General features: G+C 48.0%; 18 protein-coding genes. 9 read left to right on the forward strand and 9 right to left on the reverse strand.

Going from position 1 to position 25,277, the window contains the following annotated elements:
• Nucleotides 1-11 precede the first annotated feature (11 nt).
• Together nadB and ACWQXP_RS17705 are read right to left on the reverse strand one after the other, a co-directional pair.
• Nucleotides 12-1,625, reverse strand: coding sequence for an L-aspartate oxidase (gene nadB, locus ACWQXP_RS17700; RefSeq protein ID WP_454064182.1), 1,614 nt, complete (start codon nucleotides 1,623-1,625; stop codon nucleotides 12-14).
• 67 nt (nucleotides 1,626-1,692) lie between these two features.
• Nucleotides 1,693-2,157: a hypothetical protein gene (locus tag ACWQXP_RS17705; protein ID WP_454064183.1), complete on the reverse strand. Its 465-nt coding sequence runs from the start codon at nucleotides 2,155-2,157 to the stop codon at nucleotides 1,693-1,695.
• 252 nt (nucleotides 2,158-2,409) lie between these two features.
• Between ACWQXP_RS17705 and ACWQXP_RS17710 the strand changes: the two genes are divergently transcribed.
• From ACWQXP_RS17710 to ACWQXP_RS17720, 3 genes are all read left to right on the forward strand, one after another.
• On the forward strand, nucleotides 2,410-2,505 hold the full coding sequence (locus ACWQXP_RS17710) for a 30S ribosomal protein bS22 (protein ID WP_447969463.1): 96 nt from the start codon (nucleotides 2,410-2,412) through the stop codon (nucleotides 2,503-2,505).
• A 28-nt stretch (nucleotides 2,506-2,533) separates the two neighbouring features.
• Nucleotides 2,534-2,755: a DUF6812 domain-containing protein gene (locus ACWQXP_RS17715; RefSeq protein ID WP_454064184.1), complete on the forward strand. Its 222-nt coding sequence runs from the start codon at nucleotides 2,534-2,536 to the stop codon at nucleotides 2,753-2,755.
• Nucleotides 2,756-2,965: 210 nt separating this feature from the next.
• Entirely contained in the window at nucleotides 2,966-4,702 is a 1,737-nt protein-coding gene (locus tag ACWQXP_RS17720) for an ABC transporter ATP-binding protein (protein ID WP_454064185.1), read from the forward strand.
• Nucleotides 4,703-4,788: 86 nt separating this feature from the next.
• Here ACWQXP_RS17720 and ACWQXP_RS17725 read toward each other — a convergent pair whose 3' ends face one another.
• On the reverse strand, nucleotides 4,789-5,457 hold the full coding sequence (locus tag ACWQXP_RS17725) for a hypothetical protein (RefSeq protein ID WP_454064186.1): 669 nt from the start codon (nucleotides 5,455-5,457) through the stop codon (nucleotides 4,789-4,791).
• 402 nt (nucleotides 5,458-5,859) lie between these two features.
• Here ACWQXP_RS17725 and ACWQXP_RS17730 point away from each other — a divergent pair, with 402 nt between their 5' ends.
• The 5 genes from ACWQXP_RS17730 (at nucleotide 5,860) to panC (ending at nucleotide 10,339) form a co-directional block, all read left to right on the forward strand.
• Nucleotides 5,860-6,510, forward strand: coding sequence for a class I SAM-dependent methyltransferase (locus tag ACWQXP_RS17730; RefSeq protein WP_454064187.1), 651 nt, complete (start codon nucleotides 5,860-5,862; stop codon nucleotides 6,508-6,510).
• A 106-nt stretch (nucleotides 6,511-6,616) separates the two neighbouring features.
• The gene (locus ACWQXP_RS17735) at nucleotides 6,617-7,318 is read left to right on the forward strand and encodes a type 1 glutamine amidotransferase (RefSeq protein WP_454064188.1); all 702 of its coding nucleotides are present in this window, start codon (nucleotides 6,617-6,619) and stop codon (nucleotides 7,316-7,318) included.
• A 315-nt stretch (nucleotides 7,319-7,633) separates the two neighbouring features.
• The gene (locus ACWQXP_RS17740) at nucleotides 7,634-8,809 is read left to right on the forward strand and encodes an LL-diaminopimelate aminotransferase (RefSeq protein ID WP_454064189.1); all 1,176 of its coding nucleotides are present in this window, start codon (nucleotides 7,634-7,636) and stop codon (nucleotides 8,807-8,809) included.
• A gap of 69 nt (nucleotides 8,810-8,878) precedes the next feature.
• A complete protein-coding gene (gene folK, locus ACWQXP_RS17745) occupies nucleotides 8,879-9,415 on the forward strand; it encodes a 2-amino-4-hydroxy-6-hydroxymethyldihydropteridine diphosphokinase (protein ID WP_454064731.1) in 537 nt (178 codons plus the stop codon).
• Between the two features lie 72 nt (nucleotides 9,416-9,487).
• The gene (gene panC / locus ACWQXP_RS17750) at nucleotides 9,488-10,339 is read left to right on the forward strand and encodes a pantoate--beta-alanine ligase (protein WP_454064190.1); all 852 of its coding nucleotides are present in this window, start codon (nucleotides 9,488-9,490) and stop codon (nucleotides 10,337-10,339) included.
• Nucleotides 10,340-10,377: 38 nt separating this feature from the next.
• Here panC and ACWQXP_RS17755 read toward each other — a convergent pair whose 3' ends face one another.
• From ACWQXP_RS17755 to ACWQXP_RS17780, 6 genes are all read right to left on the reverse strand, one after another.
• On the reverse strand, nucleotides 10,378-14,847 hold the full coding sequence (locus ACWQXP_RS17755) for a response regulator (protein WP_454064191.1): 4,470 nt from the start codon (nucleotides 14,845-14,847) through the stop codon (nucleotides 10,378-10,380).
• The gene (locus ACWQXP_RS17760; protein ID WP_454064192.1) at nucleotides 14,807-16,036 is read right to left on the reverse strand and encodes an urea ABC transporter substrate-binding protein; all 1,230 of its coding nucleotides are present in this window, start codon (nucleotides 16,034-16,036) and stop codon (nucleotides 14,807-14,809) included. The genes ACWQXP_RS17755 and ACWQXP_RS17760 overlap by 41 nt, the downstream gene beginning before the upstream one ends.
• Before the next feature lie 75 nt (nucleotides 16,037-16,111).
• Entirely contained in the window at nucleotides 16,112-20,233 is a 4,122-nt protein-coding gene (locus ACWQXP_RS17765; protein ID WP_454064193.1) for a PAS domain S-box protein, read from the reverse strand.
• Nucleotides 20,234-20,819: 586 nt separating this feature from the next.
• Entirely contained in the window at nucleotides 20,820-21,188 is a 369-nt protein-coding gene (locus ACWQXP_RS17770; protein WP_454064194.1) for a hypothetical protein, read from the reverse strand.
• A 51-nt stretch (nucleotides 21,189-21,239) separates the two neighbouring features.
• Entirely contained in the window at nucleotides 21,240-22,988 is a 1,749-nt protein-coding gene (uvrC, locus tag ACWQXP_RS17775) for an excinuclease ABC subunit UvrC (RefSeq protein WP_454064195.1), read from the reverse strand.
• A 23-nt stretch (nucleotides 22,989-23,011) separates the two neighbouring features.
• A complete protein-coding gene (locus tag ACWQXP_RS17780; RefSeq protein ID WP_454064196.1) occupies nucleotides 23,012-23,410 on the reverse strand; it encodes a VOC family protein in 399 nt (132 codons plus the stop codon).
• 288 nt (nucleotides 23,411-23,698) lie between these two features.
• Here ACWQXP_RS17780 and ACWQXP_RS17785 point away from each other — a divergent pair, with 288 nt between their 5' ends.
• Nucleotides 23,699-25,018, forward strand: coding sequence for an OmpP1/FadL family transporter (locus ACWQXP_RS17785; RefSeq protein ID WP_454064732.1), 1,320 nt, complete (start codon nucleotides 23,699-23,701; stop codon nucleotides 25,016-25,018).
• Nucleotides 25,019-25,277 lie beyond the last annotated feature (259 nt).

Here is a 25,277-nt window from a genome sequence, read left to right on the forward strand (position 1 = left end):
AAGTCTTATTCTCATGTCAAAGGGAAGTGATCAGTGTTGAGAGGTCGATGCGAACGGCTATGCGTTTTCCAAGTGAGGCCCTTGTGGGTTGGGAAATCTTCTCGGAAATGCGCGCCGACACTATTCTCTCTCCATAATGCCGCTTCAGTTGTCGACCGACCGACCTGAAGCAAATTCTGGGTTTCCATATTTGTGCGCGTGAGTGACGTTTGCTCTAATGTTTTTTCCCATCGACTCAGTTGGCTTACGGCTTTCGTTAGAATGTTGCCGTGACGAACGAGTCCTACCTTCGTCCACATCAAGCGGCGGAGAGAGTTCCGAAGCTTTTCTGCGTCTTCTAACGGCTTCGAAATCGGCTTCGATCGCTTTCGAAGGTCTCGAAGGGTTAAGTGGGGAGTCGAGGAGTTTGAGGCGAATGTGACAGCCGATTGAGCTGAACGCAGTCCGAAGACCAAGCCTTCTAAAAGAGAATTGCTTGCGAGACGATTGGCCCCGTGCACTCCGCTGCAGGCCACTTCACCGGCAGCAAAAAGGCCCGGTAGGGTGGTGGCCCCATGAAGATCAGTATAGACGCCACCCATCCAGTAATGGGCGCTTGGAGACACGGGTATCCATTCTTCAGTGATATCAATATCGAAGCGAAGGCATGTGGCGTAAATGGTCGGGAATCGTTTTTTGATAAATGTTGCACTAAGATGGGTGATGTCTAGATAGACATGTCGGGCTTTAGTCGCTTGCATTTCGGCCCATATCGCTCTTGCGACAATATCCCGTGATGCCAGTTCTTTATCTTTGTGATAGCGCTTCATGAAGAATTCCCGCTTATTATTCCGTAACCGTCCTCCTTCTCCTCTTATGGCCTCGGAAAGCAAAAATGGTGGACTTGAGGGTAAGTACAGGGCTGTGGGATGAAACTGCACAAACTCCATATCTTCAAGCGCAGCCCCTGCTCGCAAGGCCATGGCAATTCCGTCGCCTGTCGCACTTCCTGGGTTCGTTGTGCGGGCATAGACCTGTCCTGCGCCTCCCGTTGAAAGGACGGTGGCGGAAGCGAGGATCAATTTTAATTCTCCCGTGAGTTCATCCAGGACAATAGCGCCACAGCACTGACTATCGAGCACCAGTAAATCAATACTGAATTGATTCCCAATCCACTGAATAGTCGGTTGTTGACGGGCGTGGGCTGTCAGAACTCTCACCATCTCGCTTCCGATCGCGTCACCTCCAGCTCGTAGAATTCGTCGCCGGCTATGAGCTCCCTCGTGAGCAAAAGCGAGCTTGCCCTTGACCTTATCGAATTTGGCGCCCCATGCCAGTAATTCTTCGATGCGCGCTGGGCCTTCTTGGACAAGAGCCTTGGTAGCCGGTTTCCGGCAGAGTTGATGGCCGGCCTTGATCGTGTCGGTAAAATGCAAGTCGACATGGTCTTCCTCACTTAACGCGACCGCGACACCGCCTTGAGCAAAGAGCGTACTATTTTCCTGTGGGCCACCCTTGGCTATCATCAGTACGCGTCCATGATGGCAGAGTTCCAGAGCTGCGCGAAGTCCAGCCACGCCACTTCCAATGACAAGGAAGTCTGTCTCGACAATTTTGGTGATTTTCTTTGAATATGAAGACGTCATGATTGGCATTCTATTCTTTGATCGTGTGAAGAGATGATTGAGGAGTGTTTGCAGAATGAGAGAGTGGCTAGGAGAGTGCTTGTCGATCAGCCATTCCAAATGGTAAGTCGCCTTCCACGCCGGTGAGAAGGATGACATGGGTTCCACTCCAGTGGAGCGTTCCATGACCTCGGGCTTTTATGGCCTGTGCTTCGGGTGTTTCTTTCCATTCCCCCAACCAAGAGACCTGGACTGAAATGAGGTCGCCGTCAATAACCATCCGATCAATCGAAAGATCTAAGGCAATATCGGAATAGGTCTGAAAGTCTCGCTGGATTCCCTGCTCCCACGTATTCAAGGACTCGAGCGGGAGGAGAAGGTCTTTCGTGGCTTCCTGGTCCTGAGCCACATAGGCTTGCTGAAGCGTGTTCACGGCTTCCACAATTCGTTCGAATCTGGCATGGCTTTCTGGATAACGCGGAGGATCGGACGAACAGCTGGTAAGAATTCCGGCGTGGCTGAATGCGACAACAGTAATCGCCAATGACATCATGATGTGTCGCCAATCCACAGCCCATTATAGCGAGTTTGCAAGAGAATAGGTCAAGTACAATCTTTAAATGGTCACGGCTCTATGAGTGTCGTTTGAGTCCACATATTCCACCATTATCTTGACACCTTTTATAGCCCTGTGATACTTACCGTGCCTACCATGTCGTAGCGGTGTGCTGTTCTTGCTGTTAGCGGCATCTTTGATAGGATTGAGATATTCGTCCCACACATGAAGGTGTAAGGAATCAGGTTTATGGCAAGTGTCGTCAAAAAACGGAGAAAAAAAATGCGAAAGCATAAGCATAAAAAACTCCGTCGTCGAATGAAGTTCGCACGTCGTCGTAATTAACGGCTCTCTAACTGAGCCATAGGTGTGCATGACTCAGGGAAAAAAAGCGCGTATTCGAATTCGTTCTTCTCTCAATACCTACGTTGGGAGTCTACTGATTCCTCCAATGCGCAACAGGATTTCGGATGTATTTAATGACGAATCTGTGTTGTTTATCAATTTGACTGAAGTTGTGGTGAACGACACGGAACATGCGGACTTTGTGGCGTTGAATAAGAACATGATCGAGTCCGTCACGCAATTAGACTGACTAGGGCATTGGTAATTAAAACAGGTAAGACTCATTCACCAGGACTAAGTCAGGACAAAGCATCAAGAGCAAAAACGTACACATTGACCGTGTCCTAGCCTCACCTTTTACTCCTATTCCTCGCGTCTCTCACTTGACAGCTCTAAATCTTCCACATTTCCCACCTTCGTATTTTACGTTTAAAATTTATTTAAAGGCCCCTAACGATTAATGGCAACGTTTTCTCGTTTTTTCCCATTTCTTCGACCATATCTCGGTCAGATGGCTCTCTCGGCCTTACTGGTCATGGGTGTTGCCGCTCTGAACCTGCTGCTCATACGCTATGCAGGAAATGTGTGGGATCTTATTACCGTTCAGCGTAATCTCCCTCAGTTGACCACGACTATCTGGATGTTTCTTGGGTTTATGCTTGGGCAGAGCGTGCTCTCTATGGGGCATAGTTATTTAACATCTCGAGTCTCTCAACAGATCATTTGTGACTTTCGAACCCATTTATTTTCCCACTTCCAACGACTCTCTTTGGGGTTTTTTTCCAAGCGGCGAACTGGAGAGATTGTCTCCCGTCTCATGAATGATGTGGGTGTTATTCAGTCGACATTAACGGATACGCCTATTGATACCGCAAAGCATTTCGTGACGGTAATCGGAGGAGTCGGATTCTTGTTGGTGATGAATTGGCGCTTGTGCGGATTAATTCTTCTCCTATTGCCATTGCTGGCGATTGTGGCCCGCTTGTTTGGTCGACGTCTTAAGTCATTGTCAACTCAAATTCAGGATCGTACGGCAGAATTGACGACGCTCATTGAGGAAGTCGTATCGGGAATCCGCATTGTGAAGTCCTATGTTCAGACTGATCGTGAAGAAAAACGATTCCGGTCTGGCGTCATGAGCCTGATGGACACGACCTTACGACGTACGGCCATTCTCTCAGTGTTTATTCCCGTGATTACGTTGCTGACACTGGCTACCGCAGTTGCCGTTCTCTGGTATGGCGGGAAGCAAGTCATCGAAGGGGCCATGTCTCCCGGAGATCTGTTTGCCTTTGTCTTATTTGCCGGAATTCTGATTGGACCTTTCGGTTCTGTTGCTCGCGTGTTTGCACAATTGAAAGAGTCCCAAGGGGCCATGGCGCGTGTCTTTGAAATTCTTGATGCTCAGCCGGAAATCTATGACGTGCCCGAGGCGATCACGTTACCGGAGATACAGGGACGTATACGCTTTGAGCAGGTTCGATTTGCCTATGATCCTCGGCAGGAGGTGTTGTCCTCTGTCACGTTTGAGGTTCAACCTGGGGAACGTGTGGCCGTCGTCGGACCAACTGGGGCAGGGAAGACGACCATTATTAATCTTCTGCATCGGTTTTACGATCCAACGGCCGGAGCGGTTTTTGTCGATGGCTACGATCTCCGTTCTGTTCGATTGGATAGTTTCTATCGTCAAATTGCCTTGGTGCCTCAAGAAAACATTCTGTTTGGTGATACGATTCTTGAGAACATTCGGTATGGACGTTCCGAGGCAGGCGAAGATGAAGTCTATGCCGCGAGCCTGGGGGCTCATGCTCACGAGTTTATTCTCTCTCTCCCTGATGGTTATCAAACGCTTGTTGGCGAAAAAGGCGTCAACCTTTCCGGAGGTCAGCGTCAACGGATTGCGATTGCGAGAGCATTTTTGAAAAACCCACGAATCTTAATTATGGATGAGGCGACTTCGGCCTTGGACAGTCAGTCGGAAACATTGGTACAGGCAGCTCTCAATAATTTGATGGTTGGCCGAACCACCGTCATCATTGCCCATCGCTTAACGACCGTTCAAACCGCCGATCGAATTTTTGTCCTCAATCATGGACATATTGTTGAGGAAGGGCCGCATGCTGAGCTACTTGAGCAGCAAGGACTCTATCATCATTTGTATACGTTGAAAATGGCGGAATTAAATAGTGAAGAGTGAATCATATTTCGTGAAGCGTAGAGGAAATGTTTGAAGACTCTGAATGCGAGATACGAACGACGATTCACGAGAGACGCGCCAAGAGTTTAACGAATCTTGGCAAGATCAGCTTCGATATTGATCAGCTTTCCATCTGGGAAGAAGACGGCTAAAGTGCTGGCCGCTTTGGGGTCAAAATCGGCATAGGCAAATCTTGCCGTGAAGCGAGATCGGTAGCTTGGGATATCTCCAGGGTTTTTCTTGCCACGTTCAGCGGCTCCAACATCCACAGGACGGGCCATGGCTGACCCTTGCTGTAATGCGATGTCGACGCCTTCAGCAAAAAACTCTTCGTCGCCACAGAGTCGAACTTCAACTTCCAAATATGGCATCTGTAATATTTCCTGAATTTTTTCTTCCGGCATACGAACAGATTTCTTCTGTCGTTTAGATTCTGCAGCTTCCCGACGACCAAAGTATTCTAGCCAATAATAACGAGTGCGCATAATGGCATGAGGACCACAAGGATTTTTCTCTGGATCAGCTCCAACGCGAATCCCCTGTTCAGCGGATTTCATGATCGTCGCCACGTCTTCGACGTTCTCCGCTTTTTCCATTGACCCTCGCCCGTCAGCTAAGGCGCGGTTGGCTTGTTCCATGGTGAGATCAATATCAATGGCGTTCGCGTGATTGAACGTCGTATCCCAAAAAAGGCACGACATGGTGATCATGATACAAACAAAAAGCTTCACAGCGAATGAGCGTTGGGCCTGCATGACAATCCTCCTTAACATCAGGCCTATTTCCAAAGAAAAAGGCAAGATAAGAACGAATGAAAGCACGGATTGTAGAAAACCGGATCAGTCATTGCAATCCCTAGCGATGGGGACCTTAATCGGTTGGCCTACCCCAGGCAATTATTTTTTTGATGACTGGGGTGAAGCCTCATTTCAGAAAGAAACGAGATGACCAGTTGACTCTAAGCAGAAAGTTGGGTAGATTAGGCCTAGTCATGCGGAGGTGGGCCGTCCCGACTACGGCGCCAGCATCCGGGTATCCCGCCTAACCCAAAAGATCCCCATCCACAATTCTTATTCATGTCATAGCTTTAATGTAATTCATACTTAATTCATCAAATGCGTGTGAACGAATCAGTGAAAGCGTCTCTGGGAGGGTATATGGACCTCGATAAGGTTGAGCGGGTATATACGAATTATGCTGGGATGTATGATCAAACCTTTGGGCGAGTCGTTCAGCAGTCACGAGAGTCTGCTGTGCGTGGTTTACCGGTTCAGCCAGGGGACCGAGTGCTAGAAGTCGGTGTCGGGACTGGCGAAGCCCTGCCGTTATATCCTCGGCACTGCGAGATTCTGGGTATCGATTTCTCTGAAGGGATGTTGGAGAAAGCTCGGAAACGAATTCTCACGCACCAGTTGGATCATGTGACGCTGCGTCGTATGGATGCCGCACAGATGGAATTGGAGAATGATTCGTTTGATCTCGTCATGGCCGCCTATGTCGTGACCGCTGTTCCTGATTATCGGAAAGTCATTCGTGAAATGATTCGTGTCTGCAAACCCGGTGGTCGCATTATTATGTTGAATCACTTTAGCAACGGAAATAAAGTCATTGCAGCCGTTGAAAAGATGATCTCGCCGCTCTGCAAGCATATGGGGTTCCGAACAGATTTATCACTCAACACGGTATTAGAGGGGACGACTCTAGTTGTTGAACGGAAGAAAAAAGTCAATCCTCTCCGGTTTTGGCATCTCGTCGAATGCGTCAATCAAAAAAATGGACATGCCATACCGGCTGTCTCTGTCAAGTAATCTGCCGCTTCGTGCGGCCTTTTCACCAAAAATTAGCCTATTATCTGTAAATGTGACTTGAGAGTGACGAGACTTCTCGCTCAACGAGTTGTTACGGCAACACCTCATGGAAAGGCCCTCATTGAGAGTTGCGCATTGTCTCATGCATGTGCCGTTTGAGGGACCAGGTGTCTTCAAGCCTTTTCTTGAACAGCGTGGGTATGAAGTCCGTCAACAACTTGTGCCTCGAGATGGGCTGCCCTCTGCCCTCGGCGATTTTTTATTGGTGATGGGTGGACCCATGTCAGTCAATGGCTCAGAGCCATGGCTTGCTGAGGAACGGGTCTTTATTCGATCGGCCTTATCCAAAAATATTCCTATTATCGGAGTGTGTTTGGGGTCGCAGTTGCTTACGCAGACATTAGGGACATCAGTCACGCCAAGTCCAAACTTTGAAATCGGACTGTTGCCGGTGACCTTAAGTATTGATGGGGAGCGTGATTCAGTTTTTCAATTCATGCCACGTCAATTTGATGTATGGCAATGGCACGGAGATGGGTTTGAGTTACCTGCCAATACGGTCCTTCTTGCCACGTCAGAACAGTTTCCCGTCCAGGCGTATCGCTATGGAACAAACGTTTATGCCCTGTTGTTTCACCTTGAATTGGACATGGAAGGGGCGCAGAGTTTGTGTCAAGAATGTTCGGCGGATGTGGTTCGTTGCGGTTGTTCGCCGGAGACCCTCCTGACCAACGTCAGTTCGGCATTCCCTCAATTACATGCTTGTGCTGATAAGCTCATTTCCTACCTCACGCCGGATACTTTCTGAAAATCCTTCACAAATTTATTCAGGGTAGCTGAGACTCCTGATGTCCTATCCTTGATTACTTCCCTTAGGCTGAAGTAACGTGAGCGCTTCAAGGAGCGTTGAAAAAGTCGGCCAGCGGCGTTCCCTGGTTCGTTACTCGTGCCTGTGCGCTGGAACGCTCCAGTGCGCAAGTGCGAAGCGTCGCTCGTAAAAAAGATCGGAACGTTTTTCTTCACACAAGATACGAGCGACGATCAACGTTGGTTTTCTCTGTAAGACACGAATGACGAGATACGCTTCACATTATTTCTGAGTATAAGAAAGGAGCTAGAATTTATGGGTGGATTTCCTATCACGTATGCTGATCGTATTCGAACATTGCCGCCTTACTTGTTTGCGGCGATAGATGAAATGAAACGAAAGGCGATCGACAGAGGATTGGATATCATCAATCTTGGGATCGGTGACCCAGATCTCCCAACACCAAACCTAATCATTGAGAGACTCAAGCAAGCGGTCGACAACCCAAAGCATCATCAATATCCGTCTTATGACGGCATGTTGTCGTTTCGTACCGCTGTGGCCAATTGGTATCAGCGGCGGTTCGGCGTACAGGCCAACCCCGCGTCAGAAGTGGTGACGTTAATTGGATCGAAGGAAGGCATTGGGCATGTACCGCTGGCATTCATTAATCCAGGTGATGTGGTGCTGATTCCGAGCCCCGGTTACCCGGTGTATCCCGTGGCTACCAGTTTTGCTGGCGGGACGCCATATTTTATGCCGCTGGTGAAGCAACATGGATTTCTCCCAGACTTAGACGCAATTCCAAACGATGTCGCTCAGAAAGCAAAACTGATGTTTTTGAATTCTCCGAACAATCCCACCTCTGTTGTGGCTGATAAGGCGTTCTTTCAACGTGTTGTCGATTTTGCGCGTGAGCATCACATAATTGTGTGCCATGATGCGGCCTATACGGAGATTTATTATGATGGTAAACGTCCTCCAAGTTTTCTCGAAGCCGATGGAGCCAAAGAGGTGGGGATTGAATTTCATTCTCTCTCGAAAACCTTTAATATGACTGGTTGGCGGATTGGGTTTGCGGTGGGCAATAAAGATGTTATTGGTGGATTAGGGAAAGTGAAAACCAACATTGATTCCGGTGTTTTTCAGGCGATTCAAGAGGCGGGGATTACCGCACTGGAGTCTGATGATCAATTGACCGACGGCCTACGAGCAATTTATCAGGAACGCCGCGATGTTCTCGTTCCCGGTCTCCAGGGCCTTGGTCTCACGCTTGATAATCCCTCTGCGGCTTTTTATGTATGGATTGAAGTCCCAAAAGGGTTCACGTCGGCTTCATTTACCGCGCATTTAATAGAGCAAGCAGGCATTGTCACCACTCCAGGTAATGGATTTGGTGAGCCGGGGGAAGGATATATTCGAATGACGGTCACAACGCCAAAAGAGCGTTTGTCTGAGGCTGTTGAACGGATCAAAAAAGTTGGATGGTAGAGCACGTACCATGACTATTCTAAGAATGGCATAAAAAGATGAGGTGGAATAATTTCTGAAATTGTCTTTATTGGATTTGGGTCCAACGATGGCGATCGCCAAGATTTATGTGATCGTGCCATTACATTAATGGGATTGCTCCCGCAATCACACGTGTGTGCGGTATCCTCGTATTACGAGACGCGGCCGGTGGATCCTGATAGTTGTTTAGGGGATACTTGGTTTTATAACGGGGCGGTTAAGCTGGAGACCTCGCTTCCGGTTCGAACATTATTTGAGATCTGTCAGGAAACGGAAAAAGCGTTAGGACGCGATTCTGCCCATCGAGCTGGGCCGCGAACCATGGATTTCGATATCTTATTTTATGGGCAACAGATCGTTGATGAGCCTGATCTCAGCGTTCCTCATCCGCGGCTTCATCTTCGTCGGTTTGTCCTTGAGCCGTTAGTCGAACTTGATCCGAAGTGGAATCATCCGGTGTTCAAGCGATCGGTCAACACATTGCTTCACGAACTTGATGATTCCCATGAGGTTCGCAAGTTAACGGTGATTCCCGGTTCTCGCTATGGGAACCGTCCCACTTGTACTCAACCCCCATCCTCCTAATGTTGGTGCGACGTACTTGCTGCATGAACACATAAGGTGTCTCGTAACCGTTCATTTCTATTTGCGCACAAGATGAAAATTATTCGAACAGTCCGTGGGCTTCGGCTATGGAGAAAGAGACACTCTTCTGAACGCTTGGGGCTTGGCTTTGTGCCGACGATGGGAGCTTTCCACATTGGACATCAGTCTCTCATGCAGCGAGCCCGACGATCTTGTGAGACGGTCGTCGTCAGTATTTTTGTCAATCCACTTCAATTTGGTCCAACTGAAGATCTAGGCGAATATCCTCGTCCTCGACAGACTGATCTTGCGCTCTGTCGCAAAGAGGGCGTTGATGTTGTATTTCTTCCGTCGCGAAAAGAATTCTACCCTCCGGATTTTCAATCATCGGTCACAGTGAGCCGGTTAGGACAACATTGGGAAGGTGCTCATCGTCGTACGCATTTTCAAGGGGTCACCACTGTTGTGACCAAGCTCTTCAATCTTGTGAGACCTCATCGCGTATATTTTGGACAGAAGGATTACCAGCAATTCTGTATCATCAAGCAAATGGTGAGAGATCTTCATCAGGGCGTTGACATGGTCATGTGTCCCACCATACGAGAGTCAGACGGACTCGCTTTGAGTTCACGCAATGGATACTTATCTTCATTGGCACGTCGAACGGCCCCAGTTCTTTATCACGCTTTGCACCTGGGGGCTTCGTCAATTCGCGATGGAGAAAAATCTATTGCGTCAGTCGAGGCATTGATGCAGTCGTATGTCCAGAAGGCTTCAAAAGCCAAAATTGATTATCTTGCTGTTTGTCATGCCGAAACGCTTGAGCCACTTCAACGTGCTCAGGGGAGGATGGTCTTACTCGGGGCTGTTCGTCTGGGAAAAGTCAGGTTGATTGACAATGTTCTTGTCAAAAATCAGAAATGAGTAAAATGGGAATTTCTGATAGAGAGAAAGTCAAATAGTTAGGAGGATATCTTTGCGTGAATTTCGGTTTGCAATATCAATTCTACCCGAGATTCTTCAGCTTCGAGTTGTGTGAAAATCGACAATGAATCTTCCGTTTTTCCTTCTCGCCCTAATTGTTCCAGTATAAAACAGGCGTCAGCTAATGGTTTGGCTCCGACATTTCGACAGCTGCCTTTGAATGCATGGGCGGCCTTCATGAGACTTTCAGCGTCGTGATCTTCAATAGCCTTTCGGATACCAGCAAGATGTCGAGGAATGTCTGAGAGAAATTGCTCAATCACGGTTGCTAAAAAGTTTGGATCATCATCGCCTCCTAATGCACGCAGTTCATTCAATACTTGCATATCGACCGAAGGACGTTGCTCCCCCTTTGAGGTTGGGGATGTGGAAGACGTAGGATGAATCAATGCTTGCTCTGGTAGGACATTTTCTGCCCTAGGTCTAGGATGGGTTTGGGTCGTCCAACGGCGTAATGTGTCGTCTAACATTTCAAGAGAAATCGGTTTGGGCAGAAAATCATCCATCCCGGACTGAAGGCACAGTTCACGATCACCCTTCATGGTATTGGCGGTCATTGCAATGATCGGTATACGTCGATGTGGCTTAGCTGCCTTATCAGTTGTCGCTGGTTTATTGGCTAACGTGTCCTGTTGTGTGCGTGTCCTGTCATCTTTTGAATTTACCAATTCAGGGTTCATCACCAAGGCTTCACGACGACGAATTTCTTTCGTTGCTTGAAACCCGTCCATCTCGGGCATCTGACAGTCCATTAAGATGAGGTCATACATATCCTCTTCAACCGCTTGGAGAGCTTCTTGTCCATTGTGCACCACATTGATTCGGTGGCCTAACTTTTTCAACATGCCAACAGCGACTTTTTGATTGACCTGATTGTCTTCAGCTAACAATACGTGCAGAGGGCTCTGACGGTCTTCTCTGTGAAATTGGAGATGGCTGAGATTTTCCGAAGTTGACCTTATCGAGTGTCCAGCAGTATGAACGCTGCGACCCATCGCCATGGTCAGACAATGATATAACTGCGATTGGTGTATTGGCTTTCGTAAATATCCAATAAATCCAGCCTGTTGGGCTTTTTTCTCATCTCCTCGATGGCCGAGTGATGTGAGAAGGATCAATCGTGCGTCAGATATCAAAGGGTCGGCTTTCATGTGGTGCGCGAGTTCGTACTCGTCTGTCTCAGGTAACGGTTGTCCAATAATGACGAGGTTATACGCATGCCTGTTGAGTGCGGCTGTTCGTAATATCTCCATCGCTTCAAGGCTGTTTAATGCACTGGAGAAAGGAATATTCCATGCGGTCGCATAATGCTCAAGAACCATGTGATTTCTTTCAGCGTTATCGACGAAAAGGATTCGGATTCCCTCGAGAGATGAAGGTTGTAAAATCGAGGGGGCGGGTTCAGATTGTAATGGCATGGTCATAGTGAACCAAAACACGCTACCTTCTCCTACAGTACTTTTCACCCCAATCTTTCCATTCATGAGCGTCACGAGATGTCGAGAAATTACTAATCCCAACCCCGTTCCACCATACTTCTTGGTTGTACTGCTATCAACTTGAGTAAACGCCTGAAAGAGTTTCTTCTGGTCTTCTGCACGGATCCCGATACCGGTGTCATTGATTTCAACACGAAGATACGCTTCCGTTTCGGTAACCTCAATGGCACTTACTTGGACAAACACTTCGCCTTCTGCCGTAAATTTAATGGCATTGCCAATGAGATTGAGGAGGATTTGTTGAACCCGTCCTGGGTCGCCCAGAAGAGCCGTTGGTGTCGTGGCGTGAATGAGTCCTCCCAGTTCGATGTGTTTCGTTCTTGCGGTTTCCGCAAACGTATCCAACACTTCCTCAACGGTAGTGCGAAGATCAAATGGGATCACTTCTAACTGCATTTTGGCCGCTTCGATCTTTGAGAAATCTAAAATATCGTTGATAATGGTCAGTAAGCTGCGTCCACTGGTATGAATGGTGTCAGCGATCTCAAGCTGAATGTCCGTGAGATCAGCATCAAGGAGAAGTTGGGTCATTCCAAGAATGCCGTTCATCGGAGTCCGTATTTCGTGGCTCATGGTCGCGATGAAATCGGCTTGCGTCTGAGCGGCAATGAGTGCTTGATCTCGAGCCATGGCGAGGTCGTGATTTTGCTGTTCTAATATTAAGGCTCCTCGAGTCACTTCCCCTTCGGCTTTTTTGCGTTCAACAAATTGACCAATAGAACGTCCGATCATTTCCAGCATGGAAAGCAAGGCTGGATCGAACTGTCTCGCGTCGCGAGAGAAAAATTCCATGATCCCATAGATTTCTTCTGTCATGACAATCGGGAAGGAAATCCCTGTGTGGAGATGTTCTTGTGCGGCATAGACGGCACGAGGAAAGTTTGGATCGGTTGTCACGTCATAAACCCATGCCGCTTTGCCGCTCTCCCACACCCGCCCGACAAGTCCTTCGGCCAAAGAAAAATTAGAATTCAAGGACGCCGTGATAAAGAGTGGATAAGGACCATGAACATCTTCATACGTTTCTACGCATGTTAATCGTGAGATGTCTCGAAGTGGGAGCCAAAATGTTCCGATCTGCCATTCAAGGTACGTGCAAATGGTTTGAATGATCGGCTTGGTCGCGTCGTCCAATGAAGACGATTCCGATAAGATTTTGGTCACACAGTGTTGAACCGCAAGACGGTTTTCTGCCACATGGTGATCATGGATATCATTAATCGATCCAACCATGCGAATGGGTTGCTGTTCATCATCCCAGATAGCCTGCCCACGCACGTGAAACCAACGGTAATTCGCCGTTTGAGTTTTAATGCGAAGCTCAATATTGTAGGGAACTCTTTGGTCGAGATGTGCATGGAGGCTCTCAGTGGCTTGATGGTCATCCGCTGGATGGATGAGCGAGGTAAAGGCTTCAAGCGTTTCAGCCATTTCAGAATTTTTTAAACCAAGGAGTCTTAAAAGTTGAGCAGAATAGTACACCGTATTATCTGTGATGTTCCAATCCCAGAGCCCTGCACTCGTCGCTTCTACGGCTAAGGCATATCGTTCTTCACTAACTCGAAGTCCATCTTCGGCTTGTTGACGTTCACGAATTTCCAAGGTGAGTTGACTATTGGCACGAGCAAGCGTTTCTGTCCGTTCTTGAATTTTATGCTCGAGATTTCCCACTGTCTGATCGATAACATCCGCCATATGGTTCAACGTCTGTCCTAGTTGACCGAATTCATCTGTCCGATCTACGGGACAACGGATGGGTCGGTTTCCACTTGCGAGGTTTTGTGCAACGGACATTAACGATTGAAGTGGAGCAATCAGATATCGTGATAGCAGTGTTCCGGCAATTCCAAAAAGAATCACCATAATCGCGACAATACTCCAAGCCGTTAGCTGAAAATCGGCCAGAGGTTTCATCATTTCCGCTTCGTCAATTTCAGCGATTACACACCAGTTCGTGCCTGGAACGGGACTCCACGCCCCAACGACAGGAATGCCGCGATAGTCGAGATAGCCGTTCATCTGAAAGTTTTTTCCCCCTTCTCGCTTCTGTCTGATCTGCTGACACTGTTGGAAGGCTTGAGTTTTAGTGTTTTGCTGAGGGACTTCAAGTTGTAGTTCGAGTTGAGAGCGCCGTGAAATGGTTCCATTGGTTTTGAGAGCGTCCTCAAAGGCAGAAGGGCTCAAGAAGGTTCCATGATCATCGACAAGATAGATGTCAAGGGACTTAAAGTTCAATTGCTTCAAGAGGTGCTTGTCTTTCCAGAAATTTTGCGCATAATTCGTTGCGTCCGTTATTAGCGTCAAAATGCCAGAAGAGTATTGTGCTTTCTGGATCGGGAAAAAAATATGACGAATAGGCAATTTAGATTCAATCTGATCTTGTGCATTGACGAGAGGAGCGGTTGATGGCATGACGGAAGAGGTCAACGGTTTTCCCTGAGAGACTGTTGCCAGTTGTTCCTGTGTACCCTGGAAGGCTGTTCCAATTCGCTCCGGATTCGTGGCAATCAACACTTCGCCGGTTTTGGGGTGATTGATGTGGGCTTCTCTGATCCAACGGTTTTGGGTCATCATCTGTTCGAGCTGTTGGTGAAGTCTGAACTGTATGAGGAAATACGCATCGGTTCCTGGTTTCATGTCTATCAATCGTGCGATGTCTCGGCGGAGCAAGGTCTTATTGGCAAGCAAGGAAGCGAGACGTGTTCGTTCTTCAAGTAGTTGCGCAACTTGTTGTGCGCTTTGACCAGCCTGCATTTGTAAAATGCCTTGAAATTCTTGTTCTAAACTTGATCGGTGATAGGCAGACCAGAGGAACCCCATGACCATAATTGGACAAAATGTTGCGGCCAAAACTAGTCCGACAACTTTAGTTTGGAAGCTCTGCTGTGTTGGGTTGAGCCGCATGGGATTAACGAGGAAGGGGGTAGGGATCGGGGCGAAGCGGTTCATGAGATTTCCAGACCACGGCAAATTGTCCATTGTCTTGCACTCGTCCGATTCGTGTGACTTTCCACGTATGTTGGTTCTCAGGATCGATACGAATCAGCCCCTGTGGCGCTCCGAAAATCAAACCCCTGACCGTTTGGCGTATCATTGATGGAGAAAATGTTCCTGCCCTCCGTACGGCCATCGCATACAGGTGAACTTGTGAGTAGGCTGACTCAATGGGGTCGCCCGTGACGCGGTCTTGGCCATATCGTCGCTTGAAGTTGGTGACAAAACGATGGTTACTTGGCGAATCGATACTTTGAAAGTAATTCCAAACTGAATAATGACCGAAGGTATGATCGATGCCGATCCGCTGTAGTTCATCTTCTCCGATACTTGTTGAAATTACAGGAATATCATGGGCTGTCAGATTGGCGTCAAAGAGGCTCTGAAAAAACCCTTGGTTACTATCACCATTGATTGTGTTGATAATGAAATCAGGCTTGGCCAGCTTGATGGAATGGATGATGGGTTGAAAGTCTTGTTTGCCTAATGGCTGATATAGTTCTCCGGTCAAAATACCGTGATGGTTCGGAAGGATCTTTTTGATGAGACGATTTGCGACACGAGGAAAAAGATAATCCGATCCGACTAATAAGACCCGTTTCCCAAATTGTTGGATTCCCCACTGTAAGGCTGGAAAGATTTGTTGATTGGGGGCAGCCCCACCATACATGATGGCTGGAGATTGCTCGTCACCTTCATATTGCACCGGATACCAGAGAAGGAGACCTTCGCGTTCAACGATTGGTAGGACAGATTTTCGGTTGGCAGATGACCAACACCCGAAGATAGTGTGAACATGGTCGCTTCCAATCAGGGCTTCGGCGTTCCGTTCGAATGTTTTTGGGTCAGAGGCACCATCAGCAATGACAGGCAGAATTTTTTTCCCAAGTAATCCGCCCTGCTCATTAATTTCATCAATAGCCATGAGAATTCCATCCACAACGGATTGTCCGTTGGTTGCGAGCGTGCCGCTTAATGAATGAAGAATGCCAACTTTGATGAAGGCTTCTGAGTCTCTCGCAAATGATAAGGGTGAAGAAAATCCAGATAAGGCCATGGCGAATGCTCCAAGCCTCAAGCTCGCGGAAGCAAGAAACTCTCGACGCGACTCAATATACGATGTTGTGGAATGTGATAACGACATTATCCTCGCCATTCATTTGCGTTCAGGGATTTGTGATATTTCCAAAAAATCATAGGTTTCAGAGATCTTGTGAAGTTAACGATTTCGTGGTGCGAAGTATTTCAGGTATTGATGAAGTGCACGTTGGATACGGGTTTCTTCTGTTTTGAGTTCATTGAGTAATTGGGAGGCTCCTTGCGGGATTCCTGTTCGTCCCAATTGTTCAAGGCGAAGACAGATGTCAGTGAAAGAGGTCGCCCCAATATTTCCACAACCTCCTTTAAATGCATGGGCCGCCTTGATTAATCTGGCGGCATCATGATCATGAAGCGCTTGCCGAATGTCATACAGGTGGCGAGGGAGATCTTGCAGAAATTGTTCAATGACTGAGATGAAAAAATCTGGATCATCGTCTCCTCCTAGTGTCAGTAGTTCGTTGACGGCGCGAAGATCTAACGGAGGATGGTCGACAAGATCCGGCATTCCGGAATTGGAAAATGGAACGTGCGTGCCGGCAAGTTTTTGAGAGAGAGTTGCGGTCGTGTGCCGTGTCTGCTCCTGCGTCGTCCATCGACGTAAAGTCTTTTCTAACGTTTCCATCAAAACCGGCTTGGGAAGAAAGTCGTCCATTCCGACCTCAAGGCATTGTTCACGTTCTCCCTCAAGTACATTGGCGGTCAAGGCAATGATTGGAGTGCGACTTTTCGCTGGTCGTGATGTTGAGCTCGTCGTATCGATGGAGTCGCGTCTTCCCTCTTTTGCCTGTTCTGTCTCATATCTTCTAATTGCCTTGGTGGCTTGGTACCCGTCTGTTTCCGGCATTTGACAATCCATAAGAATGACGTCATAGGCGGTTTGGTGGACGGCTTCAATAGCCTCACGTCCATTGGAGACGACGTCGACGCGATATCCCAATTTATCCAGCATTTTTGTCGCAACTTTTTGATTGACGATATTATCTTCTGCCAGCAAGATTCGGGTTTTTGAACGTTTTTCTGCTTCTTCTAGCGTGTGTCGTGTAATCAAGGTCGGCGTACATTTTTGATCCTCGGAGAACGGGAGAGGAATTGTGCCCATCGCCATGGTCAAGCACCGGTAGAGTTGTTCTTGCCGCACGGGTTTTGTCAGATAGCCCACAAATCCAGCTTCTTGGGCACGGCGAGCTTCCCCTCGTTGGCCGAGCGAAGACAACATGATTAATCGGCTGCCGGATAATATCGGGTCATTTTTGACCCGTTTGGCAAAGTCAGCGCCACTCATATCTGAGAGTTGCTGGTCGACGATAATCACATCACAGGGGGTTTTATTTGTAATCGCCGAGTGTAGCAATGTGAGGGCTTCTGTCCCGTTCTCGGCGACAGTACAGGCCATGTCCCAACTTTGGGCATAATGGTGAATTAAGAATCGAACGGTATCATTGCTTTCTACCAGGCAGGCATGGACTCCATGGAGGTTCAGGCGAGAGAGGGGAGGGTGGATATCAATTTGTTGCCGTTGTAATGGGATCGTAAACCAAAATTCGCTCCCTTCGCCAACGGCACTCGTGACCCCAATCTCTCCCCCCATCAGCATGACAATTTTTTTGCAAATGGCTAATCCCAGTCCGGTTCCTCCATATTGACGTGTAGTTGAACTATCAGCCTGGGTAAAGGATTGAAATAGACGACCTTGGACTTCTTCGGATAGCCCAAGGCCAGTATCGGTAATAGAAAATCGAATGATGTCGTTGTTTTGTTGTGTGTCGATGAGGGAAACTTGAACAACCACTTCGCCTTCTTCTGTGAATTTGATGGCATTGCTCACGAGATTCATCAGAACTTGTCGAATACGTCCCGGATCACCATTGAGGGCGATGGGAGTGGTGGCGTAGACAAGTGCCACGAGTTCAATTTCCTTTTCTGCTGCTCGTTCCGCAAGAAGTTCAAGCACGTCTTCAACGGTGGTTCGAAGATCGAACGCAATATGTTCCAACTCGAGCTTTCCTGCCTCAACTTTTGAAAAATCAAGAATATCGTTGATGATTTTCAATAAGATTTCACCTGAATATTTCACGGTGTTCGCGAATTCTCGTTGTTCTTCTGTCAAGGTTGTATCCATGAGTAGCCTGGTCATGCCTATGACTCCGTTCATGGGAGTACGGATTTCATGACTCATCGTTGCAAGGAACTCGGCTTTGGCCTTCGCTGCCGCGAGAGCTTCATCTCGGGCCGCGGCGAGTTCTTGATTCTTTTGTTCCAAGTCTTGCGCGATCGACATCAGTTGATTTTCGATTTCACGTCGTTCAGAAATGTCTGTGATTGTGGCCAGGACAAAGGTGTCTTCATCTGCATGGAGGGGGTTTAAGCCAATTTCAACGGGAAACTCCGTGCCGTCTTTTCGTAATCCATTCAGGTTGAAATCTGATCGCATTTTGCGAGGGTGCGGATTTACAAAAAACCTAGATTGAGCCGTTTGGTGCTGCTGACGATAGCGTTCAGGGATGAGCATTTCTACGTCTTGTCCGAACAGTTCGTCGTGCGAATAGCCAAACATCATCTCAATTAACTGGTTTGCGAGGACAATATGGCCGGAACTGTTTGTCATCAGTATGCCGCTCGGAGCAGATTCAACCACGAGACGAAACCGTTGATCTGCCCGTCGTTGTTCCGCCACGTCCCGGCAGACACAGACGACTCCCATGATATCGTCGTTGCGGTCGGTTAACGCGCTGATTGAGAGTTCGATCGGGAATTGTTCCGTAGATTTCTTTCGGCCGAATACCTCCCCTGTCCAATGACCAGTGGTTCGCAAGGTTGGGATACATTCTTGTTCTATGGCCGAAACTTCTTTTAGTTCATACAGCGTCTTCCAGCTTTTCCCAAGCAATTCTTGTGGTTCAAAACCGTATAAGTGAGCATGAGCGGGATTCATGTAGGTAAAGATGCCATGCGTGTTTAAGAGGGCCAGTCCTTCGTGCCCTTGATTAATTGCATGCTCAATGAGTTCTCTGGCTTCGCTGGCTTTCTTCTCTTCTGTTACGTCGAGACACGAACCAATGTACCCGTCAAATCTGCCGTCCGGACCATATCTCGGCACGCCAACATTGATGAGCCATCGATAGGTTCCGCTGGCATGCCTTAAGCGATATTCAATGGTAAAGGGTGTGCGCTGCTCGAAGGCGAAGTCATAGGTGTGGAGACATTGCTCATAGTCATCGTGATGAATACCCTCTTCCCACCCACGTCCGAGTTCCTGTTCAAGAGTGCGTCCGGTAAAGTCGAGCCAGGTCTTATTTACGTATGTATATGTACTATCTTCACCTGATATCCAAATGAGGACAGGAGCACTGTCGGCGAGAAGTCGAAAGCGGGATTCGCTTTCTGCCATTTCACGTTCAGCTGTGCGTTGTTCTGTGATATCCCAGTTCACGCCAATCATCCGACGCGGATTTCCTTGTTTATCATCGATGACGATGCCATGGGCTTGTATGTAGTGAATTGATTGATCAGGCCAAATGATTCGAAATTCCGTGTGAAACCCTGTCTTGTGACGCAGGGAATTTTGAAGAGCGACTTCCGCTTGGTGAAGGTCGTCAGGGTGTACGGTGCGTCTCCAATCGTCTAATGTCTCGCTGAATGTTTGTTGATCAACGGCAAACACCAAGAACATTTGATCATTCCATCGCAACTTGTTCGTTGAACTATCCCAATCCCAAACGCCAATCTGGGCGGCTTCGGTTGCTAGGCGATACCGGTCTGATAGATCTTGAAGTTCTTGTTTGACCTTTTCACGTTCTTCTGGGTCTTGAACCGCTTGATCATTGAGGTGTTCTGCTTGTGGGATTTGCCTCTGAAGACTTGACTCGTCTTGAACCACAAACATAATACGCCAGGCATCATGTTGAGTGGAGGGAATAGATTGGGCGGTGATGTGTTGCCGACGAGGAGTTCCGTCGGGAAGGTGTGAAGGAAAAAGCTGAGTGTGGTGTGGTGGGCTGAACGTCACGGAAGAGTTTCTTGAAAACAATGGCTGGAGGCGAGAGAAGTATGGTGATGTCGTTAAATGAGGGAATGGTTCTCCAAGTGATTTCCCTTCAACATTTGTTTTCGGAATCCCGGTCCAGTCCTGAAGTGTTTTATTCCAAAATTCGACAGTCCAGTCTTGCTGAACGATGCAGATGCCCAGTGGTAAGGAGTCCAGAACCATGTCGTGAGCCGTGAGGAAATGAAAGTCAGCCATAGAATAGTGTGTCGTGTTCAAGAAAGAATAGAAACATCATGCATACTCACTGCCAGATTCATAACCGTTCATATTGTGCATATTTTAGACACAGTAGGGGTATCAGGAACCCGCCATGCATTTCGAGAGGTTCCCTTTCTCTGTCGGGAATTTTATGGGAATTCTTGAAAAATCAGCCTATTTTTGAAGATTTTTTGTATTGAGAAGGGGTAGGCGAAGTCTTGAATGTGTGAGACTGGCAGTCGATGTGAGGAAAACAAAGACTTGGATGTCACGACGCAACTTTGCACTTATCATGAATTTTGTCACAGTCTCAAATGAAAAGGCATTTGAGTTGGAGTGCTGCTAGGTGGAACGTGTAAACGTGGTGATCAAGGCAGGTGCTGGTGAATGAGGCGCCTACACCCCATAGAGCGGGTATTCAGGAGGAACGGGTTATTGGTTGGAGGTGCAATTGAAAAAACAAAACGGGATGAAATTCGATGAACGTGCTGTTTTATTGCGCTCGGAGTCCACTGAAATGGAGGCCCGTACGCGACATGAAGAAATCTGCGCTTGATTAAGGAACATTGGTGTCATTCACTTCTCATGGTTTGGCATCATCGTGACGGCGGCCGCTCGATACGTTTGTGGGTTTTTCTGGTTGTGTATTGGCATTTTTATCAGTCAAAGAGTGTGTACGAGAGGGAGTGTCCTTAGAGAAAGGAGTGAGAGGAAGAGTGGAGTGCTTATCTGAGTGTTGAGGGTCCAAATCTTCTTGTTTGGCAGGTTGAGGGTTTGCTTCTCGACCCATTTGATACATGGATTGAGGTGGAGGAGGCATTTCAAGCTTATGTTCAGGATCTAAGAGAATCGGAGGGCCGACTTCCTCGACCAGTTGACTGACAAGGGATAGTGCGAACAGAACAGCGATGAAACTGATCACCCAAGTCAATGTCGTGCGTTTGATATCCATAAATTGAATGAAGACTGGTGCGATAGCGTGAATAAATACCTGCTCGATTGATTATGAATGACGTGTGAATGGTTTTGTCCCCGATCGCCGACCGGGTTGAATGGGAATGATTGCTTTGCTGCGGAGTCGGCGATGATAGCGGAGAGCAAAGCGGTGGGCTTCATCACGAATGAGCTGGACTAATTGGCTGATATAGGACTGTGGCGCAAGCACGATGGGCATTCGTTGTCCGGGAAGAAAGATGCGTTCCTCTTTTTCACCCTTCGCTTTGGCCAAACCAAATAGAGATATTGGAGGGACATGAAGTTTTTTGATCGCGCTCATGGCTGCCCCTAATTGTCCTGGTCCTCCATCAATGAGTATGACATCGGGAAACGGAAGGGCTTTCTGTTCATCCGTGGCTAACGTGCCCCCATATCGTCGAAGAATGGTTTCTTCCATGCTGGCAAAGTCGTTCGCACCTTCGACGGTCTTAATTTTGAATCTTCGATAGTCAGATTTTTTCATGGTTCCGTTTTCCCAGACTACCATGGAGGCAACCGAATTGGTCCCCATTGTATTCGAGATGTCAAACCCTTCAATGCGATGAGGCGGGTGGGGCAATTGGAGGAGTTGTTGTAAAGCGATTCCTGCTTCTCGTTCTCGGCTGTGTTTTTGAAGGTGATGATCCAGCGCGACCGCGGCATTGTCCTGAGCCAGCTTCAGTAGTTGATATTTCCCACCTCGTCCTGGAATAAGAATCCGTACTTTCTCTCCTTTTTTCTCACTGAGCCAGCGCCGGAGTAATTCTTTATCAGGGAAATCCGTCGATACCAATAATTCCTTTGGCGGCAAGAGCTCTTTGTTATAAAACTGTTCGATCGTTGATCGGATCAGCTCCTGGTCTGGGATGTCCTGGGCATCATTCCAGTAGAAATCTTTACGGCCAATCAAGAGGCCACCTCGGACAAAGAGCATTTGAAGATCGACGGATGAGCCGGATCTGGCGACGCCTAAGACATCCTGATCGATCGTATCAATTTGTGTAATACGTTGTTTTTGTAACGTCTTTTCAATTTTCCTAATGCGATCACGCAGACGGGCGGCTTCCTCGAATTCTTCATGATCCGCGGCGGTGTTCATGTCCGTGCGGAGGGATTCGACGAGTTCCCTGTCTCGTCCTTCCAGAAACATGCGTACCTGTTTGACGATGCGATGATAGTCTTGTTGACTTTGATTGCCAGTACAGGGGGCCATGCATCGTTTAATTTCAAATTCTAGGCACGCGCGATCTGCCGTACCATTAATGTCAATGGTGCAGGTGGCCAGAGGAAATACCTTGCGAATGATCTTAATGGTTTCGCGCATGGCGCCGGTTGGCACATACGGGCCGAAGTACAAGGCTTTGTCGTTTTTGACTCGACGCACAATGGATAGTCGAGGGAAGTCTTCTTTGATGGGTAGTCGAAGATAGGGATATTGTTTGTCGTCGCGTAACACCACGTTAAATGTGGGGTGGTGACGTTTGATCAGGTTGCTTTCGAGGAGTAACGCTTCGAGTTCAGATTGCGTGACGATGGTTTCCAAGTCATGAATCAATGACGCCAGTACGAGCGTCTTCGGGCTGAGGTCAGCTCCGTTCTGAAAATACGAACGAACACGGTCTGAGAGTATGGCCGCTTTCCCAATATAGAGAATCTCACCTTGGGCATTTTTAAAGAGATACACGCCGGGCCTGTTTGGGAGACCCTGGAGTTTGACTCTGAGACTGGTTGAGACCTTGTCTGATTGTGTTAGCTTGTATGGTGAGGTATGGTTCATGTAATACCAAAGAAACGGGTCTGCTAGACAATGGCGATGCCGGGTGGGCGTTCAATCAATTCAATTTCGTATCCATCAGGGGCATCGATAAAAATAAAACGGCTTCCAGACGATGAGGTGGTGGGGCCATCAGTGATCGGAACGTGTTTTGCTTGAAGTTCTTTGATGGTTGTGTCCAGATTGTCGACTTGAAACGCCAAGTGAATGAGGTCCTCTTGGACTCTCACTTGGCCGCTGGTCGGAAAACTGCACAACTCAATCAGCTCGTCACTATTTGGAGTGGCTAAAAACGCAAGGCGTGATCCTCTGGGTGAGACTTTTTGATCGACGACCTCGAGTCCTAAGACGTCTCGATAAAAGGCAATGGTTTGTTCCATATTGCTGACGCGCATCCGGGTATGGAGGAGTTTTGTGATGTTCACGAGATCTTTCCTTATAAAGAGCGATATCGAATTTTAACTGGTCCTCGGAATTCCAACAAGAACGTCGTGTGGTAGGCGGTGTGAGTGGCACCCATCATAGCATCAGATCGTGTTGTGCAATAGGCTCTATTCATCGATGTTATATTGCTATCAATAGGGTCTTTCCCGTACACTGCGCCTCCTGCTCTAAAAGTAGTCAAATCTACCTGCTTCTAGGGGGTATCTTTGCAATTCCTCAGATCTCTTTCAAGTTCTCTTGTTCGTCTACTCATCTTGACGCTCGTTTCTGTGTCGGCAGTCCATGATAGAGCCCACGGTGGAGCGTTTCGTGTGTTAGATCAAGGTGCATCGGCAACCGGGCAGGGGACCGCCTTTGCCGCACAAGCCAATGATCCATCGGCTATTCAATTCAATCCTGCGGGAATGACTCAATTAGATGGCGTTCAATTTTTAGGTGGAACGCTGTTGGCCGGGGCCAAGACGAAGTTTAGAAGTGCCAATGGGACGAAGGTCGAGGGGACGTTTGGAGGAACCGTGGCTCATCCACCTCCTAGTCATCTCTATCTTACGGCAAATCTTGGTTACTTGACGAATGAGCACTTGAATGATTGGACTGTGGGGCTGGGGGTGACAACGCCATTTGGGATTAGCATTGAATATCCAACAGATAGTCAGGTTGCCCCAGTCACCGCCAGTGTTGAGTTACCGCTCATCGATATCAAACCCACCGTGGCGTGGAAGTTCAACGAGTCTATTTCGGTAGGCGCAGGGTTAGATATTTATACCTTTGCGAGTTTTATTGGTGAAGGGCAGGCGCAATTTCAGCAAACCGCCGCGGCAGGAAATGCGTTTGGTCTTCCTGCTGGGACCTCGCTCGAAGCCAACGGTACCGATACGGCCTTAGGATACAATGCCAGTTTCTTGTGGACTCCATTACGGAACAACGAGGGCAAACCGCTCGTCAATGTTGCGTTTGTCTATCACAGTGGAGCCGACCTCAATTTTCGAGGAAAGTTTCTAGCAGGCGGAGCACGAGTGGCGGATACGAGGACAACGATTGAGCTTCCGAATATCTTTACAGGAGCCATCGCCATTTGGCCTCTACGTGATGAATTTCATGAGTGGAAGGTGGAAGCTGACGTTGCTTACGAAGATTGGAGGGATTTCAAAGATCTCAATTTAAATCTTTCCAACGGGCAAGCCGTACCATTTTCGCGCAAGTATGGCGATGCGTTTGTCGTTATGGTTGGGTCCGAGTATGCGTGGCTTCAGCCAAGCCTGCTCCCGGACTGGAAGGTGGCGGTTCGAGCTGGATACGTGTATTCCGAAAGTCCAATTCCCAGTTCAACCTTCGACCCGGGGGTGCCTGATTCTGCGTATAGCGCGCCATCGGTTGGTTTGGGGTTTTTGTGCCGCCAAGGAGGGGCCTTTCTTGGCTTGGTGAGTTGTGACGGATTCGGTGTGAAAGCGATTGGTGTGGATTTAGCCTATCAGGTTCGATTGTATCAAACGCGTGGAGTGAGTAATAACATCAATGGGGCGTTGATCAACGGTGAATGGGATACCACCATTCATATTGGTGTCCTCACACTCCGCCTAAATTTCTAGCGTCTCACTCGAGTCTGACTTCATTTCCTGAACATGTGTACGCCCCCTATTCGCTTGCCGCATAGTTCTCGTCCTTGAATGCTGTTTTTACTTGCGTTGAGTTCTTGTCAACCGCAGTGCCATCATTCGTACATTCTCTCACGCGAATATTTTTTCTCACGCATGGACCTTGCTCGGTCTTTGGATCATGAACGCGCACTTCCTAGAAAAAAGACTTTAGGAATAATCAAGGTACACCGATAACTTCCGATAAGATTTT

This window comes from Candidatus Nitrospira salsa, from assembly GCF_965152625.1.